The sequence below is a fragment of the Streptomyces sp. NPDC025721 genome, assembly GCF_055558595.1.
The window spans coordinates 311124-325645 of the sequence record NZ_JBVHMF010000002.1 but is presented as its reverse complement, the minus strand read 5'-3'; the positions used below and the strand labels follow the sequence as shown (position 1 = coordinate 325645).

Annotated in this window: 14 protein-coding genes; 8 read left to right on the top strand and 6 right to left on the bottom strand. The window is 71.6% G+C overall.

The window, feature by feature from the left end:
• Positions 1-251 precede the first annotated feature (251 nt).
• The 3 genes from ACZ4EF_RS05450 to ACZ4EF_RS05440 are packed head-to-tail and all read left to right on the top strand — an operon-like array spanning position 252 to position 3408.
• Positions 252-1295: an ABC transporter ATP-binding protein gene (locus tag ACZ4EF_RS05450; protein ID WP_467502880.1), complete on the top strand. Its 1044-nt coding sequence runs from the start codon at positions 252-254 to the stop codon at positions 1293-1295.
• Positions 1292-2023 (top strand): ABC transporter permease, encoded by a 732-nt coding sequence (locus ACZ4EF_RS05445; protein WP_355345344.1) that lies wholly within the window; start codon positions 1292-1294, stop codon positions 2021-2023. Before ACZ4EF_RS05450 ends, ACZ4EF_RS05445 begins: the two co-directional genes overlap by 4 nt.
• Positions 2020-3408 (top strand): sensor histidine kinase, encoded by a 1389-nt coding sequence (locus tag ACZ4EF_RS05440; RefSeq protein ID WP_467502878.1) that lies wholly within the window; start codon positions 2020-2022, stop codon positions 3406-3408. The genes ACZ4EF_RS05445 and ACZ4EF_RS05440 overlap by 4 nt, the downstream gene beginning before the upstream one ends.
• A 27-nt stretch (positions 3409-3435) precedes the next feature.
• On the opposite strand, the gene ACZ4EF_RS05435 is transcribed toward ACZ4EF_RS05440, so the two are convergent.
• Complete coding sequence (locus ACZ4EF_RS05435) at positions 3436-7098, bottom strand: LamG-like jellyroll fold domain-containing protein (RefSeq protein ID WP_467502876.1); 3663 nt, start codon at positions 7096-7098, stop codon at positions 3436-3438.
• A gap of 361 nt (positions 7099-7459) precedes the next feature.
• Positions 7460-8128, bottom strand: coding sequence for a PRC-barrel domain-containing protein (locus ACZ4EF_RS05430; RefSeq protein WP_467502874.1), 669 nt, complete (start codon positions 8126-8128; stop codon positions 7460-7462).
• A gap of 72 nt (positions 8129-8200) precedes the next feature.
• Between ACZ4EF_RS05430 and ACZ4EF_RS05425 the strand changes: the two genes are divergently transcribed.
• On the top strand, positions 8201-8695 hold the full coding sequence (locus ACZ4EF_RS05425) for a hypothetical protein (protein ID WP_467502872.1): 495 nt from the start codon (positions 8201-8203) through the stop codon (positions 8693-8695).
• On the opposite strand, the gene ACZ4EF_RS05420 is transcribed toward ACZ4EF_RS05425, so the two are convergent.
• Positions 8688-9053, bottom strand: coding sequence for a nuclear transport factor 2 family protein (locus ACZ4EF_RS05420; RefSeq protein ID WP_355345356.1), 366 nt, complete (start codon positions 9051-9053; stop codon positions 8688-8690). The genes ACZ4EF_RS05425 and ACZ4EF_RS05420 overlap by 8 nt on opposite strands.
• A 134-nt stretch (positions 9054-9187) precedes the next feature.
• Here ACZ4EF_RS05420 and ACZ4EF_RS05415 point away from each other — a divergent pair, with 134 nt between their 5' ends.
• Positions 9188-9862, top strand: a complete 675-nt coding sequence (locus ACZ4EF_RS05415; protein ID WP_355345359.1) for a response regulator transcription factor — start codon at positions 9188-9190, stop codon at positions 9860-9862.
• Positions 9863-9866: 4 nt separating this feature from the next.
• Here the strand turns inward: ACZ4EF_RS05415 and ACZ4EF_RS05410 are convergent, their stop codons facing one another.
• Positions 9867-10427: a TetR/AcrR family transcriptional regulator gene (locus tag ACZ4EF_RS05410; RefSeq protein WP_401715201.1), complete on the bottom strand. Its 561-nt coding sequence runs from the start codon at positions 10425-10427 to the stop codon at positions 9867-9869.
• Between the two features lie 226 nt (positions 10428-10653).
• Here ACZ4EF_RS05410 and ACZ4EF_RS05405 point away from each other — a divergent pair, with 226 nt between their 5' ends.
• From ACZ4EF_RS05405 to ACZ4EF_RS05395, 3 genes are all read left to right on the top strand, one after another.
• Positions 10654-11643 (top strand): SDR family oxidoreductase, encoded by a 990-nt coding sequence (locus ACZ4EF_RS05405; protein WP_467502870.1) that lies wholly within the window; start codon positions 10654-10656, stop codon positions 11641-11643.
• Positions 11644-11746: 103 nt separating this feature from the next.
• Positions 11747-12211 carry an SRPBCC family protein gene (locus ACZ4EF_RS05400; RefSeq protein ID WP_467503066.1) on the top strand — a complete coding sequence of 155 codons (465 nt, stop codon included), beginning with the start codon at positions 11747-11749 and terminating at the stop codon, positions 12209-12211.
• Positions 12212-12297: 86 nt separating this feature from the next.
• Entirely contained in the window at positions 12298-12858 is a 561-nt protein-coding gene (locus ACZ4EF_RS05395; protein WP_467502868.1) for a hypothetical protein, read from the top strand.
• Between the two features lie 254 nt (positions 12859-13112).
• Here ACZ4EF_RS05395 and ACZ4EF_RS05390 read toward each other — a convergent pair whose 3' ends face one another.
• A complete protein-coding gene (locus tag ACZ4EF_RS05390) occupies positions 13113-13439 on the bottom strand; it encodes a hypothetical protein (protein ID WP_467502866.1) in 327 nt (108 codons plus the stop codon).
• Between the two features lie 179 nt (positions 13440-13618).
• Positions 13619-14272 (bottom strand): hypothetical protein, encoded by a 654-nt coding sequence (locus tag ACZ4EF_RS05385; protein ID WP_355345373.1) that lies wholly within the window; start codon positions 14270-14272, stop codon positions 13619-13621.
• Positions 14273-14522: the final 250 nt, after the last annotated feature.

Genomic DNA, 14522 nt, shown 5'->3' with positions numbered 1-14522 from the left:
CGGTGACGGGTACTTCCGGGACGCTGGCTAGAACATGTTCTAGAGATGGCCCCTGTATAACGCAAAGCCCAGGAAGTGAGAAGAGCTGACACATCGTCAGCTAGAGGGATTCCCTGCCCTTCCCGCCCGCCGACGCGGCGGATTCCCGGCCGCCCCGCCCGCCGGGGCACCGCACCCGTGACATTTGTCCTGCCCCCCTGCGGACATTCCCCTCTGCCCGCCGCCCCTCCCCCCTCCGTAGCGTCGTGGCCATGGAGAAAACCCCGTCCACGCCCCGGCCCGACACCCCGCCCGACACCCCGCCCGACGGCTCGCCAAGCACCCCGTCCGACACCTCGCCCGCCGTTCGCTTCACCGCCGTCCACAAGAGCTTCGGACCGGTCAGGGCCGTGGCCGGGATCGACCTGGAGATCGCGCGCGGCGGCACGATGGCACTGCTCGGCCGTAACGGAGCCGGGAAGTCGACCACCATCAGCCTGCTGCTCGGCCTGGACCGGCCGGACACTGGCGAGGTGCGGCTGTTCGGCGGCCCGCCGCAGGAGGCGGTCAGGGCCGGGCGGGTCGGCGCGATGCTCCAGGACGGGCGGCCGATCCCGCGCGCCACCGTCAAGGAGCTGGTGACGTTCGTGGCGGCCACGTATCCGCGGCCGATGCCCGTCGCCGAGGCGCTGTCGCTGGCCGGGATCACGGAGCTGGCGGGCCGCCGCGTGGACAAGCTGTCCGGCGGCCAGACGCAACGGCTCCGCTTCGCTCTGGCCGTCGCGGGCAACCCCGAGCTGATCGTGCTGGACGAGCCGACGGCCGCCCTCGACGTGGAGGCGCGGCGGGTGTTCTGGCGGTCGATGCGCGGTTACGCGGCGCGCGGCAACACCGTGCTGTTCTCCACGCACTACCTGGAGGAGGCGGACGAGCACGCCGACCGCATCCTGGTGATCGACCAGGGCCGTACCGTCGCCGACGGCACCGGCGAGCAGATCAAACAGGCCGTCGGCGGCACGCTCGTCTCGTTCGACCTCGCCGGGTCCGGCTCCGCGGGCCTGCGCACGCTGCCCGGTGTGACCGCCGTCGAGATCCGCGGCGACCGGGCCCTGCTGCGTACCTCCGACTCCGACGCCACCGTCGTCGCCCTCGCGGCGAGCGACCGCGTCCGCCGTCTGGAGGTCGTCCCGGCCAGCCTGGAGGACGCCTTCCTGACCCTGACCGCACCTCACCCGGCGACCAGGACCCCGGCCGCCGAATCCCCGGCGCCGCGCTCCACCCCCGCCCACCCCCTCCAGAAGGAAGCCGTCCGATGACCGAGTACGTGAAGCTCGAAGTCCGGCGCGCCCTGCGCGACCCCGGCTTCATCGTCATGGGCTTCGCCATGCCCGTGCTGATGTACCTGCTCTTCACCAACCTCGGGGTCGGCGGCGACGGCCAGGACAAGATCGACTACGCGCGGTACTACATGGTCGGCATGGCGGCGTACGGCGCGCTCGGCGCGTCGATGGGCATCGGGACCGGCGTCGCCGAGGACAAGGGTCTGGGCTGGCTGCGGCAGCTCCGCGTCACGCCGCTCAGCCCGTTCCGTGTGGTGGTCGGCCGGGCGCTGACCGCCGGGGTGACCGTCCTGCCCGCGATCTGCGCCGTCCTGCTGGCCGGGGCGCTGGTGAACGGCGTGCACCTGGCCGCGTGGCAGTGGGTCGCCACCGCCCTGCTGCTGTGGGTGGGCACGATCCCCTTCACCCTGCTCGGCCTCGGCAACGGCTACGGGCTGACCGCGCAGACCACCGGCGTCACGAGCATGGCCTGCATGATGGGCCTGTCGATCGTCGGCGGCCTGTGGATTCCGGTCGACGCCTTCCCGCGCTGGCTCGCCCGGATCTCCCAGTGGACGCCCGCCCAGCGCTTCGGCCAGCTCGGCTGGAGCGTGCTTGACCGGCACGCGCCCGGCGCGGGTACGGTGGCCGTGCTCGGCGGATGGCTGGTCGTCTTCGCCGGTTACGCCGTCCTCTCCTACCGGCGGGGTGCGCGGACCGCATGACGACGACGCGGCAGGCGACCTCCCGCCGGGACACGTACAGCGCGTACCGAACGGGGACGGTGACCGCCATGACGGCGAACAGCGGCATGGCCGACGGCGTGACCGACCGCCCGGCAGGCGGGGCGGACCACCCGGCCGGCGGGGCGGACCACCCGGTCGAGAGCACGGACAAGCCGTGCGGCAGGGCCTGGTGGCGGCGCGGCACACCGCACGACTTCGCCCGCGAGATCGAGCACATCAAGTCTCCCGACGGCAACGCGCTTTACCCCTGGCTGCTGATGGTCATCGGCCCCGGCACCGACATCGCCCAGGGCCAGGTCCCCGCCCCCTGGCTCGCGGGCTGCGGCCTCGCGCTGTTCTGCCTCCTGTACGTGTTCACGGTCCGTTCGGCTTTCCACGAGCGGTGGCGCGGGGGGCCGGTCCCGTACCGTCTGCTGGGTGCGCTGGCCGTCTGTACGGTCACGCTGGCCATCGCCTACGGCGGGAATTTCCTGCTGCTGTACACGCTGGTCTCGCTGAGCGTCGGGGCCGTGGCCTCCACCCGCCGCGGCCTCGGCCTGATGCTGACGCCGCTGAGCGCGACCGCCGGAGTCACCGCGAGCACGCACGGCCAGGGCTTCTGGGGCACGGCGGGCCTGGCGTACGGCACCTTCCTGTCCGGCCTGGTCGTCTCGGTGATCATCACGCTCTCCTACGCCGTCGCCCAGCTCAGGGAGACCCGGCAGGAGCTGGCGCGCAGCGCGGTCGCCCAGGAGCGGATGCGGTTCTCGCGCGACCTGCACGACCTGCTCGGGCACACCCTGTCGGTGGTCGTGGTGAAGTCCGAGGCCGCGCGCCGGATCGCGCCGCGCGACATCGACGCGGCGCTCGCCCAGGTCGCCGACATCGAGGCGGTCGGCCGCCAGGCGCTCACCGAGATCCGCGAGGCCGTCACCGGCTACCGCGAGGGCAGCCTGTCCACCGAACTCGACCGGGCCCGGTCCGTCCTGACCGCCTCCGACATCGAGGTCGTCGTCCAGGAGTCGGGCCCGCCCCTGCCCCCGCAGACCGAGGCGCTGCTCGGCTGGGTCGTCCGCGAGGGCGTCACCAACGTCGTCCGGCACAGCGGCGCGACGCTGACCCGTATCGAACTCGCCACCGGGCGCGGCCGGGCCCATCTGACCATCAGCGACAACGGCCGCGGGTCCTGTCCGCCGCCGTCCGGTCAGGACGGCGACATCAGGACCCGCACCGGTACCGGCCTGCGTGGCCTGACCGAACGCCTCGCCGCCGCCGGCGGCTCCCTCACCTCGGGCCCGGCCGCCGACGGCGGCTTCCGCCTGACGGCCGCCCTCCCGGTGGAGGAGGACGCGGCCCCGGCCGGTCACGCCGTGTCGGCGCGCTGACCGGCCGGGGCCGCCGTCCGACCGGGGTCAGCCGTCGATGACCGACGTGATCTGGTCGGAGTCGGTCATCGCGCCCGACCAGACGCGGATGTCCTCGATCTGGCCCGCCAGGTAGTGCCCCCAGGTCGCGCCGACGTAGGCGCGGCCGCCGGTGAAGTCGCCCGCTCCCTGGACGGCGGTGAAGGGCTGGGTGTCCTGGAGGTTGTCGCCGAGGTAGAGGCTGACCGTGCCGGACTGGGCGTCGAGGACGCCGGTGACCTGGACGGTGCCGTCGGCGCTGCCGCCGCTGGGGTCGTCGTTGGGCGAGACGGCGCCGGTGAAGGTGCCGTCGGTGGCGACCCGGCCGAAGAGCCACTGGCCCTGGGGGACGGTGATGACGTTGCCGTCGTCGTCCAGTGTGGTGGTGGTGCCGGTGTACTTGAACCACACGCCCCACGAGGAGCCGTCGGCCGAGCGCTGCCCCGCGATCTGTTCGGTGTAGCCGACGGGGTGGGTGACCAGGGCCGCCGCGTCGAGCTGGGTGCGGGTGGTGACCGTGAAGGAGCCGGTGTCGTCCACGACGGAGCCGGGCGTGGAGACCGAACCGGTGGCGCCGTCGAGGGCGATGGTGTCGCCGTCGAGGGTGGCGCCGCCCGAGGTGGTCAGGGTGCGGCCGTAACCGGAGGCGGTGTCGGCGAGGGTGGTGCCGGAGGCGCCCGACGGGTCCCAGGCCGCGGTCAGTTCGACCTGGGCCTTGCCGTCGGTGCCGAGCAGCCGCGCCTCGTCGGAGGCTTCCTGCGAGGTCAGCGTCCGCTGCCAGACCTTCACCTCATCGATGCTGCCGGGGAAGTTGTACTGGTACGTCCCCCACTTGTACCGCCCGATCTGGAAGGCGCCGGTCGCCGACCACGAGCCGGTGGTGGTCGCGGTGCCCTGGAGCACGCCGTTCACGTACAGCGCGCTCTGCGAGGTCGCCGGGTCGTAGCTGCCCAGCAGGTGGGTCCACACCCCGGTCCTGGGCGGGGACTTGGCCGCCACTCCGTAGTACGCCGTGCCGGTGTTGGCGTCCTGCTGCTTGACCCCGAAGAACCAGGTGCCCAGGCCGTGGTCGTAGGCGAGGATGAACGGGCTGTACGTCACCCCGTCCTGGGAGAGCACGATGCCGTTGGGCGTGGTGGTGTCCAGCTTCACCCACGCCGAGACGGTGTACGCCGAGCGGGTCTCCAGTACGGGCCCCGCCGTCGAGGCGTACCCCGACGTCCCGTCCAGGTGCAGGCCCTTGTCCGGGGTGCTGCCGCCGTTGCCGTCCGGCAGGTCGCCGCGGCGGCCGTTGGCGTCGCGGACCGCGCCGGTGCCGGACAGCGTCGCGTTGTGCTGCTGCGCCGCCACGGTGGTCGAGGTGTCGACGGCCTGGCCGGCGCTCTCGTCGAAGCTCCACTGCCCGACCGGGCCCGCACCGGCCGCGACCAGGAAGTCCTTCACCGTCTCCGCGCCCCACCGCCCGACGACGTCCTTGGCGCGGACGTCCAGGTGGTACGTGCCGGAGGCGGGCGGGGTGATCGTCGCGCTGGTGACCCCGGCCGCGAGCGCGATCCACGCGTCGGACGAGGACAGCTTGTACTCGTAGGCGGTGTTGGTGTCACCGGACGCGGGCCCGAAGACGACCTTGCCCTCCACGCCGGGACCGCCCGCCGGAACACAGGTGTTGGGCAGGCACTCGCTGTAGGTCCGCGCGAAGGTGACCGTCGGCGCCTTGGGGGCGGTGGAGTCGACCTTGAAGTAACACCAGCCGGTGGTCGAGCCGTTGGACGGTCCCGCCAGATAGCTGCTCTGGTTGTCGTAGTACGAACGGGTCCATGTGCGGTACCGGTACAGCGTGCCGTCGGTCAGGGTCGGTGCGGTGGCGACGCCGGGTGAGACGTTGTCGCCGACGAATCCGGTCGCGGGCCGCACGATGTCGCTAAACGCGCTCGACCAGGTGGCGCTGGACGCCGTGTACTTGTCCATGCTGAAGACCGAACGCAGCCGCGCGCCCGACTCGCCGCCCGCCGCCGTCTGCGGCACCGACGACAGCGCGGGCGTCGGGTCGGAGATCACCGACGGGTCGGCGCTCTTGGTCGAGCACACCACGCCGCTGCCCGTGACCAGACCGATCTTCGTCGGGAGCGCGGGGTTGGCCACGTAGTTGACGGACAGCGCCGCGTTGTTCTTGAACCGCTTCCACGCGGAGGTGTCGGACTCGTCGTGCGCGCGCAGTTCGAGGGTGAGCTTGGCGAATTTGCCCGCGGCGAAGTCCGCGACCGTGGGCGTCAGATTCTCATTCGTCTCGTCCGGGTTGTCGGCGAATTCGATCGGCGCGTCAGGGGAGTTGGGGTCGCAGGTCGAGCCGCGGCCGGCCGAGAAGGAGCGGTCGACCATCAGGTCGAGTTCCTTGGGGCGTGACGACCAGGTCGTGGACGACGAGAAGTTGTTCGTGCGCTCCAGGTCCGTCCAGCGCGCGTCGCACTGGAACGCCCAGGGCGAGGTGACGCGGAAGGTCGCCTTCAGGACCTTCTTGCCCTTGAGGGCGCCGGGGGTGAACTGGAAGTAGAGCCGCTGCGTGTAGCCGGGACCGCAGTAGTAGCCGTTCCAGGAGCCGCAGTGGCCGTCGCCCTCTCCGTTGGTGCCGTTGCCCCAGCCGTAGCTGCTGTAGCCGTCGCTGCGCAGGAGCGTGCGCTGCGGGGCGCCCGAGGCGAGCGACACGTCGGGGTCGATGTACAGCGGGTACGCGGCGGTGTCCTTGGCCGCGAGGAGGTGGGGGTCGGGGACGACGGCGACGGAGGTGCCGGTGACGTCCAGCGGGGTGGTGGCGGTGGTGGCGCCGGGGGCCGGGCCGTCTTCGGGGGCGAGGGCCTCGGCGCTGGGCGCCGTCTTCGCGGAGGGCGCGGCCTTTGTGGAGGGCGCCGTCTTCGCCGTGGGCGCCGCCGGGTTGTCGACCGGGTCGGACGCCGTACCGAGCGAGTCCCACATCTGGGCGGCCGAGGACGTGAACAGCTCCTGCCCGTCGGGGCCGACCGCGCTCAGGCCGCCGCTCGCGGTGTCGCTGACGTCCAGGCCGGAGGCGCGCATCCCGAACTCGATCCGCTTCAGCGCCGGATTGGCCGCCGCGGTCGGCGTCTTGACCACCAGCACCTCGCGGTAGCCCTGCGTGGTCGCCGTCATGCGCAGGTCCACACCCGGCAGCACGTCGGCGTACACGGCGCTCTCGCCGTCCAGCGTCGGGGCGGGCAGCGTGCCGGGCCAACTGAAGGCCAGCGTGCGGCCGTTGCGCCCGATCGTCACCAACGGGGCGGTGCCGCCGCCGGAGAAGGCCAGATCCACCACGGCCGCCTTCGGAGCCAGGCTCCCGTCGGCCTTCCTGGCCAGGGTCGCGTCCGGCTCGGCCCAGGAGCCGTCCGCCCGCGCGACCCGTACCGGGGCCGTGAACTGGTCGAGCCGCATGGTGATTCCGTCGGGATTCGCGTACGTCGTCGTGTTCTCCGTACGCGCCCCCACCACCTCCACCGGCTGCCCGGACGCCTGCGCCTGGTCCAGGTCCCGCTGTGCCTCGGTCTGCGGCACGGGCGCGGGGTCCGCCGTCGCGTCCAGGGGCGTCAGCCCCGCCCACGCCACCGTGGCCGCCGCCCCCACCGCGACCCCCCGCCACGCCAGCTTCCGCGCTCTGCGCCGCATACGAATATTCACAGTCCGCCCCCACCCCGTTCCACCCGAACTCCCCTATGAGCGAAGTGGATTCTGTGTCCATCTAACGAAGCGCGTCAATCCTTTCAGGAAAAAATTAAGTGGAATCCCGCCTTCTGCACCTGCCGCCACCTGCTCCGATACGTACCTCGGGGTTCACGAACCCCGAGGTACGTACAGCCTTTTCCCGCCACCCTTTGCGCCGACCGGATTCCGGGACGAATTCCCCCCGCAGCCCCTTTATCCGCTTTTCCTCCGGTCAGTCCGCCGCCACAACCCCCGCCCAATCCAGCCCACCCCGCGCCCCGACCCCGGACGCGTAGCCGCCGCCGGTGAAGAACGGGGTCGATCTCTAGGACCTGTCGTCGGGGGCGGGAGGGGGCGGAGGGGTGGAGGGGGTCGCCTCGGGTGTCGGGGTGGGGGGCTCGGAGGAGGCGGTGGGCTCCGAGGGGGTGGGGGGCTCGGAGGAGGCGGCGGGCTCCGCAGGGGTGGGGGGCTCGGAGGGGGTGGATGCGGGTGGGGTGGTTTCGGCGGGGGTGGCCTTGCGGAGACGGGAGCGGGTGGGGGCGGGGGCCGGGTCGTCGGAGAGTTCCTGGATGTCGTCCATGCCCTCGTCGTGGCCGGTGAGGGGGGCGGTGGGGCGGTCGGCGCCCACGCCCGGGGCGCCGGACGCCTGGCCCTCCGGCGGGAGGAGCCCGTAGTGGGCGTACAACTCCTGCTCCTGGTCGAGTCCGAGGTGCTGCTCGGCGTCCTCGCGCGGCGCGGCCTTGATCGTGTCGAGGTCGTACGCCACCCGCAGCACGCCGCCGCCCGTGTCGCGCCCGATCTCGTGCTCGGCGCCGGCCAAGGGGACGAACGTCTCCTCGAAGCCGTGCATCCCGGTCCTCACCGTCACCCACTGCGGCCGACGGTCCCAGTCGTCCACGTACACATGGCTGACCCGGCCGATGAATTGCCCGTGCCGGTCGTGGATCGTCAGTTCCCTCAATGCCTCGGAACTCCCGAAGACGTCATCCGTCATACGAATTCACTCCTCTACGACGTGCCTGCGGCCCAACCGGAAAAGGTGCGGCACCGTCCTCCCGCGAACCGCGTGCCCGACGAGGCCACCTTCTCCCATCCCGACCGCTACCCCGTGGCGGGACACCTAGGGCTTTTCTTTCAGATCATCGGATCTGCGCGCGAGGTCGTCCCGCTCGCCCGGGTGCGGCTGCCGCGCATCGGCTCGATCAGGCGGGAACGCCTCGCGTACCGGTTCCGGCCCGAGGTGCGGCTGCCGAACGTGTACATCCTGTGGCAAGCCCTCACCGAGCGCCCGGACCGCACGGACTCCGAGGGCGGTGTGGCCGGCTTCATCGCCGTGCACGAGCTCGCCGGAGTGTTCTCGGTGGACTCCCGGGAGCCGGTCCGCGCGTCCGAGGCGCGGTCGGGAGTACGGCTCTGGTCCGGGCGCCCCTCCAAGGCGGCTTCCGGCGAGGCGGCTTCTTCCGGCGAGACGGCCGATCCCGGTGCCCTCCCCTGGCACGACATCCTCGCCGAGGTCACGTCGTGGGGAACTCGGGGGCGGCGGGGGAATCGGCCTACTTGATCTCTCCGGCGAAGACGATGACCTGGTCGATGAGGCTCCTCCGCAGATGGACGACGTCGGTTCCCGTCAGGCGGGGGCCTCCGTCGGGAGTGGTGAAGACCCACTCGTACCGGGCCCACTCGTCGGGCATGTCCACCGCCGAGCAGCGCTCCATCGTGCCGGCCCCCGCCGGATGGCGCCGGATGTCCAGCACGAAGCGCTCGACCGCCTCGATCCCCTCGCTGCGTCCCAACGGCCCCCAGAAGAGGACATCCGAGGTCAGGGCCTGGGAGAGCAGCCCGGTCACATAGGTGTCGTCCGACGCGTTGAACGCGGAGATGAACGTGTCGATCGCGGACTGCGCGGTCTCTTCATGCATGTACCAGTAGTACCAGCCCACTCGCGGCAATAGTCGCCGTGCGAGCCATGTCCCGGACACGGCGGGCGGACCGCGCGGGCGGGGGCTGTCTAGGGTGGCGGCTGCCTAGGGCGAGGGCTGTCTAGGGTGGGGGGATGACCGACGGGGAGACAGGGCAGGGCGGGGAGCGGGGCGGCGAGCACGGCGATCGGCGGGACGGGGCGCTCACGCGGGTGCTGCTCGCGGAGGACCAGGGGATGATGCGGGGCGCGCTCGCGTTGTTGCTGAATCTGGAGGACGACCTGGAGGTCGTCGCGCAGGTGGCCGCCGGGGACCGGATCGTGGCGGAGGCGCTGGAGGCGCGGCCGGACATCGCGCTGCTGGACATCGAACTGCCGGGGCGCAGCGGGCTCGACGCGGCTGCGGAGCTGCGCGAGCGGCTGCCGTCGTGCCAGGTGCTCATCCTCACCACGTTCGGCCGGCCGGGGTATCTGCGGCGCGCCATGGAAGCGGGCGCGGCCGGATTCCTGGTCAAGGACGGGCCCGTCGAGGAACTGGCCCATGCCATCCGCCGTGTCCTGCGCGGCGAGCGCGTCATCGACCCGGCGCTGGCCGCGGCAGCGCTCAGCGCGGGGCCCAGCCCGCTCACCCCGCGTGAGCGCGACGTGCTCAACGCCGCCGCGGACGGCTCCACCGTCGCCGACATCGCGGCCCGCGTCTTCCTCTCCGAGTCCACCGTGCGCAATTACCTCTCCGCGGCCATCGGCAAGACCGGCACCCGTAACCGCATCGAAGCCGTACGCCACGCGCGCCAGAACGGCTGGCTCTGACCCCTCACGCCAGCGAGGCGAGGAACGCTTCGGCCGCGTCGTCGACGCGGGCGCGGTCGCCGGTGGCGAGGAGGTCGAGGAGCAGGCCGCGAACGGTGGCGATGACGAGGGTGGCCGTACGCACTGCCGACTCGGGTGATACGTCGGGCCCTTGGGCGGCGCACAGGGCGTTCATCCAGTCGGTGACGACGTGGTCGAGGAAGTCGGAGAACTGCTCGGGCGCCTGGAGCGCCCGCCCGTAGACGGCGAAGAAGAGCCGGAACTCGGCGCCTTGGCGCGGGTCCGAGGCGCGTCGCCAGACGGCGCGTACGGACGTCGCCAGATCTGGCTGGTGTCCGGCCGTCTCGTTGGTGGCCTGGAAGATGCGCTCGCGCAGGCGCCCGAGGACGGCCTGGAGCATCTGCTCCTTGGTGCCGAAGCGGTGGACGAGGGTCGTGGGCGACACCCCGAGGGCGGCGGCGACCGGCCGCCACGACACCTCGGAGAAGCCGTGCTCGACCGTGTAGTCGACCACCGCGTCGAGCAGTTCCGCGCGCCGCTGGTGGTCGACGGGGCGCCCCGCCATCGCTGCCTCCGGTTGATCGTCGCGGTCGTTCGTGATCGTCGCGGTCCGTCGCGACCGTCGCGGTCCGTCCTGTTCGTCGCGGTCCGCCGTCGTCCATCCTCCCTCGCGCACCGGCCGCCGTCACCGCTTGACTTTTCTTGCACGACCGTACAAAGAATAGAGGGTGACCGCAAGGCCGCCCGCTACGGATTCGCCGGACGGGCGCGCCCCTTTCTGGAGGTTCCCCATGCGCGTTTTCGTCACAGGAGCGTCGGGCTGGGTCGGCCGCGGGCTCGTACCCGAGCTGATCACCGCGGGTCACTCGGTCGTCGGGCTCGCCCGCTCCGATGCCGCCGCCCGGACCCTGCGGGCCGCGGGCGCCGAGGTCCTGCCGGGGTCGCTCGACGACCTCGGCACGCTGCGGGATGCCGCCGCGTCGTCCGACGGGGTCGTCCACCTGGCGTTCAAGCACGACATCGCCTTCGCGGGCGACTTCGCCGGTGCCACTGGCGCCGACCGCGCGGCGATCGAGACCTTCGGCGAGGCCCTGACCGGTACGGACAAGCCTTTCGTCATCGCCTCCGGCATCCTCGGCGTGCTCGGGCTGGCGCCCGGCGTCGTCGCCACCGAACGCGACGGTCTCGCGCGGGCTGCGAGCACGGAGGGCGACACCGATAGCACCGACGGCGGTGACGGCACCGGTGCCACTGACAGCACCGATGCCCCGATCAGCGGCTCCGGCGGCCGGATCGGCAACGCCCACTACGTGCAGGCCCTCGCCGGCCACGGCGTCCGTTCCAGCGTCGTACGCCTCCCGCCCGCCACGCACGGCACCGGCGACAACGGGTTCATGCCGGTCGCGATCGGCTTCGCGCGCGAGAAGGGCGCCGCGGCCTACGTCGGCGACGGCGCCAACCGCTGGCCGTCCGTCCACCGCGACGACGCCGCCCGGCTGTTCCGCCTCGCGCTCGAATCCGCGCCCGCCGGTTCCGTGCTGCACGCGGTCGCCGACGAGGGCGTACCGATCCGCGAGGTCGCCGAGATCTTCGCCGCGCATCTCGGCGTCCCCGCCGTCTCCGTCACGGCCGAGCAGGCCGGGGAGTACGTCGGCTGGCTCGGCCGCTTCTGGGCCGTCGACGGCCCCGCCTCCGCGCGGATCACGCGCGATCTGCTCGACTGGCGGCCGACCCGCCCCGGCCTGCTCGCGGACCTGAAGGACGGCCACTACTTCGGCTGAGCGCCGCGGGATTCCCGCGATGTCCGATTCGTTCAAGAAAACGGCGCCGGTCGGCCGTAGCGTCGCGGTCATGGACAACAGCAACGGCATGGACAGCACACGCATGGACAGCACAGGCAGGGACGGCGCAGGCAGGGACGGCTCAAGCAGGAAGGGCGCAGGCAGGCAATCCCGGCACCTCGGCATCCGTATCAACCGTCCCGTCAAGGACGTCTACGACTACGCCTCGAACCCGGCGAATCTGCCGGAGTGGGCGCACGGGCTGGGCGGCTCGATCGAGGAGATCGACGGTCAATGGGTCGCGCGATCCGCCCCCTTGGGGCGGGTGACCGTCGCCTTCTCGCCCGCCAACGAGTGGGGCGTGCTCGACCACGACGTCACGTTGCCCTCCGGGCGGACCGTCTCCAACCCGGTCCGGGTGATCGCGGACGGCCCGGCCAGCGAGGTCGTCTTCACGCTTCGGCGACAGCCGGAGACGAGCGACGACGAATTCCGGCGCGACGCCGCGTCCGTCACCGCCGACCTGGCCCGGCTCAAGAGCCTGCTCGAAGCGGCCGGACGGCCGTAAGGCGCCCCCGCGGGTGTCAGTGCCGTGCGATAGACAACTTCTCACAGACTCCGGCGGTAGCGGGAACGAGCGATGAGGGGGCCACCATGGCGGTCGAGGGCGCGGCGGCGGATACGGAGGCCGGGCTGGCCGGGCGTACCGAGGTGGTCGGCGGGATCGAATCGCTGGTCCTCGACGGCCGCCGCCTCTGGTTCGGCTTCGACTTCACCTCCGACCAGGTGCTCTCCCCGCTGATCGACGACGCGGGAGCCATGGCGCGGTTCGCCGCGCGGCACATGCGGCAGCGCACCGGCGCCCACGACGAGGCGTACTGGGCGGAGCTGGTCGCGTCCGCCGTCGACAGCTCGGACCTGGTGTGGCGCGACGAACAGCGCGCCTTCACCACGAGCGCGTTGGAGGCCGGGGACGCGGGCCCGGCGGCCGGACACCTGCTGTACCTGCTCGACGCGGCCACCGAATGGGACGGCCACGCCCCCGCGGACCTCCCAGCAGCCGGCCTCCCGGCCGATGTCCCCGCCGACCTCCCCGCCGACGCGGAAGAGGCCGAACAGACACTGCGCGCCCACCACGCCGTGGGCAACTGGTCCCTGCTCTTCGCCCCCTACATCCGCGGCCTCCCGCACACGACGTCCGCCCGCGGGCGGTAGCCAGGGCAGGCATCTCGCGTACACGAACGACGCCGTCGCCCGTTGCGTCAGGGCAGACAACGTCAGGGTCGAGTCCGTCGTGCCGAGCCGCCGCGGGGTGGTGTCTTTGGGCCGCGGTTCGGGTTCGGGACGTGACCGTGCCCACCGGAAAGGTGAATCCGGCGGGCACGGTGACGCATATGCAGGGGCGCAAGAAGATGCTCTCCGGTGCCTCCGAACTGTGACGATCGACGGAGGCCGGGCGGGGCGCGGGTCTAGCTCTGGTCGAGCTGAGCCGGATGCGGGTCCCACCCGGCGGAGTACGACCAGGCCAGGTCGGACATGGGTGACAGCGTGAACGTGATCTGTGCCTGCTTGCTGGTGGAGGCGAACCGTATTTCGTTCACGGTCGGCGTCACCTGCGTTGGGATGCAGCGCAGGGGGAAGCTGAGCCCGGAAGGTTCGATGGCGACGGTGAGTGTCCCGGTGCCTTTGCAGTTCACGGCGATGGCCAGGGTCTTGCTCGCCCGAATGCCGCCTATGAGGGGGAACTCGGTGTCCTTGCTCAGGGAGGCCGCCGACGCCAGGGTGGGGACGTTCACCTCGCTCAGGTTGGGGGCCTTGGCCACCGACGGTGCGTGTGGGTCGACAGCGACCGGCACGGTCGGGGAGCCCGTGCGCGTCGGTGTCGGGTCAGGGGCGGAGTGGCCGGTCGTGCACCCTGCGAGCACGGCGGCAAGGGCTGCGGCCAGTGCGGCGGCGCTGATCCGGTGCGCGGGCACTAGTTCTTCGATTCGGAGATGTACCAGCCCACATGGTGCGGGGTGTAGCTGGTGACGGTGACGTGAGCCGTGGTGGCGCAGTTGGTGTAGTAGTGGTAGCTCACGCCCTGGTTGCGCAGGCGGTAGACGCCGTACGTCGCGAAGGTGGTGTAGTGCGCCGGTGTGGTGATGGACGAGGAGTTGGAGAATCCCACCGACAGTGAACTGCTGAGCGACACGTCGTACTTCGTCTCGATCTTGGCGATCAGCACACTGACGCTGGTGCTCAGTGTCCCCGACAGGGACACTCCGACCGTACCGGTCGTCGACGAGCTGAACGTCGATGTCATCGACCTGCTGGTCGCGTTCGTGTTGGCCTGCGTGGGCCCGACGGCGCGCATGTGGTAGCCGCCCTTATACGTCGGGGTATACACCGAGACCGGGTCGCAGTACTGGCCGCCGGGGTGGTTGCCTCCCCCCGGAGGCGTGCTCGGGATGTCCGGCTCGGTGCCGAGCTGGCTTGCCGGAACGTCCACCGCGTCAGATTCGTCGACGTCGTCGACCGGCGTCTCGTGCACGGTCGACGAGTCGCCGACCGTGTCGCTGTCGTCAGCGAAGGCCGCCTGCATGCCGACCCCGCTAAACAGGACGAGCGCGGTTGACGTGCCCGCCACCGCTCTGACGCCACGACGGCGCAACGAGTGATCACGCATGACGATGTACCCCACCATTTCTGGCCCGAGCCAGATTTCTGCTGGTCAAAGGCTCCCTGTGGGAGAGCTGAGCAGACCTTGCGACATCCGCCACAAGATCGTCAAGGAACTCGGAGGCCACTTGAGCCTCCCCTGAGAAACACCAAAAGGGACATCCGGTCGGCCTGCGGCTCCCCCAACCACCCGCTCGCGCCCCGCAGTGGCCCACGCC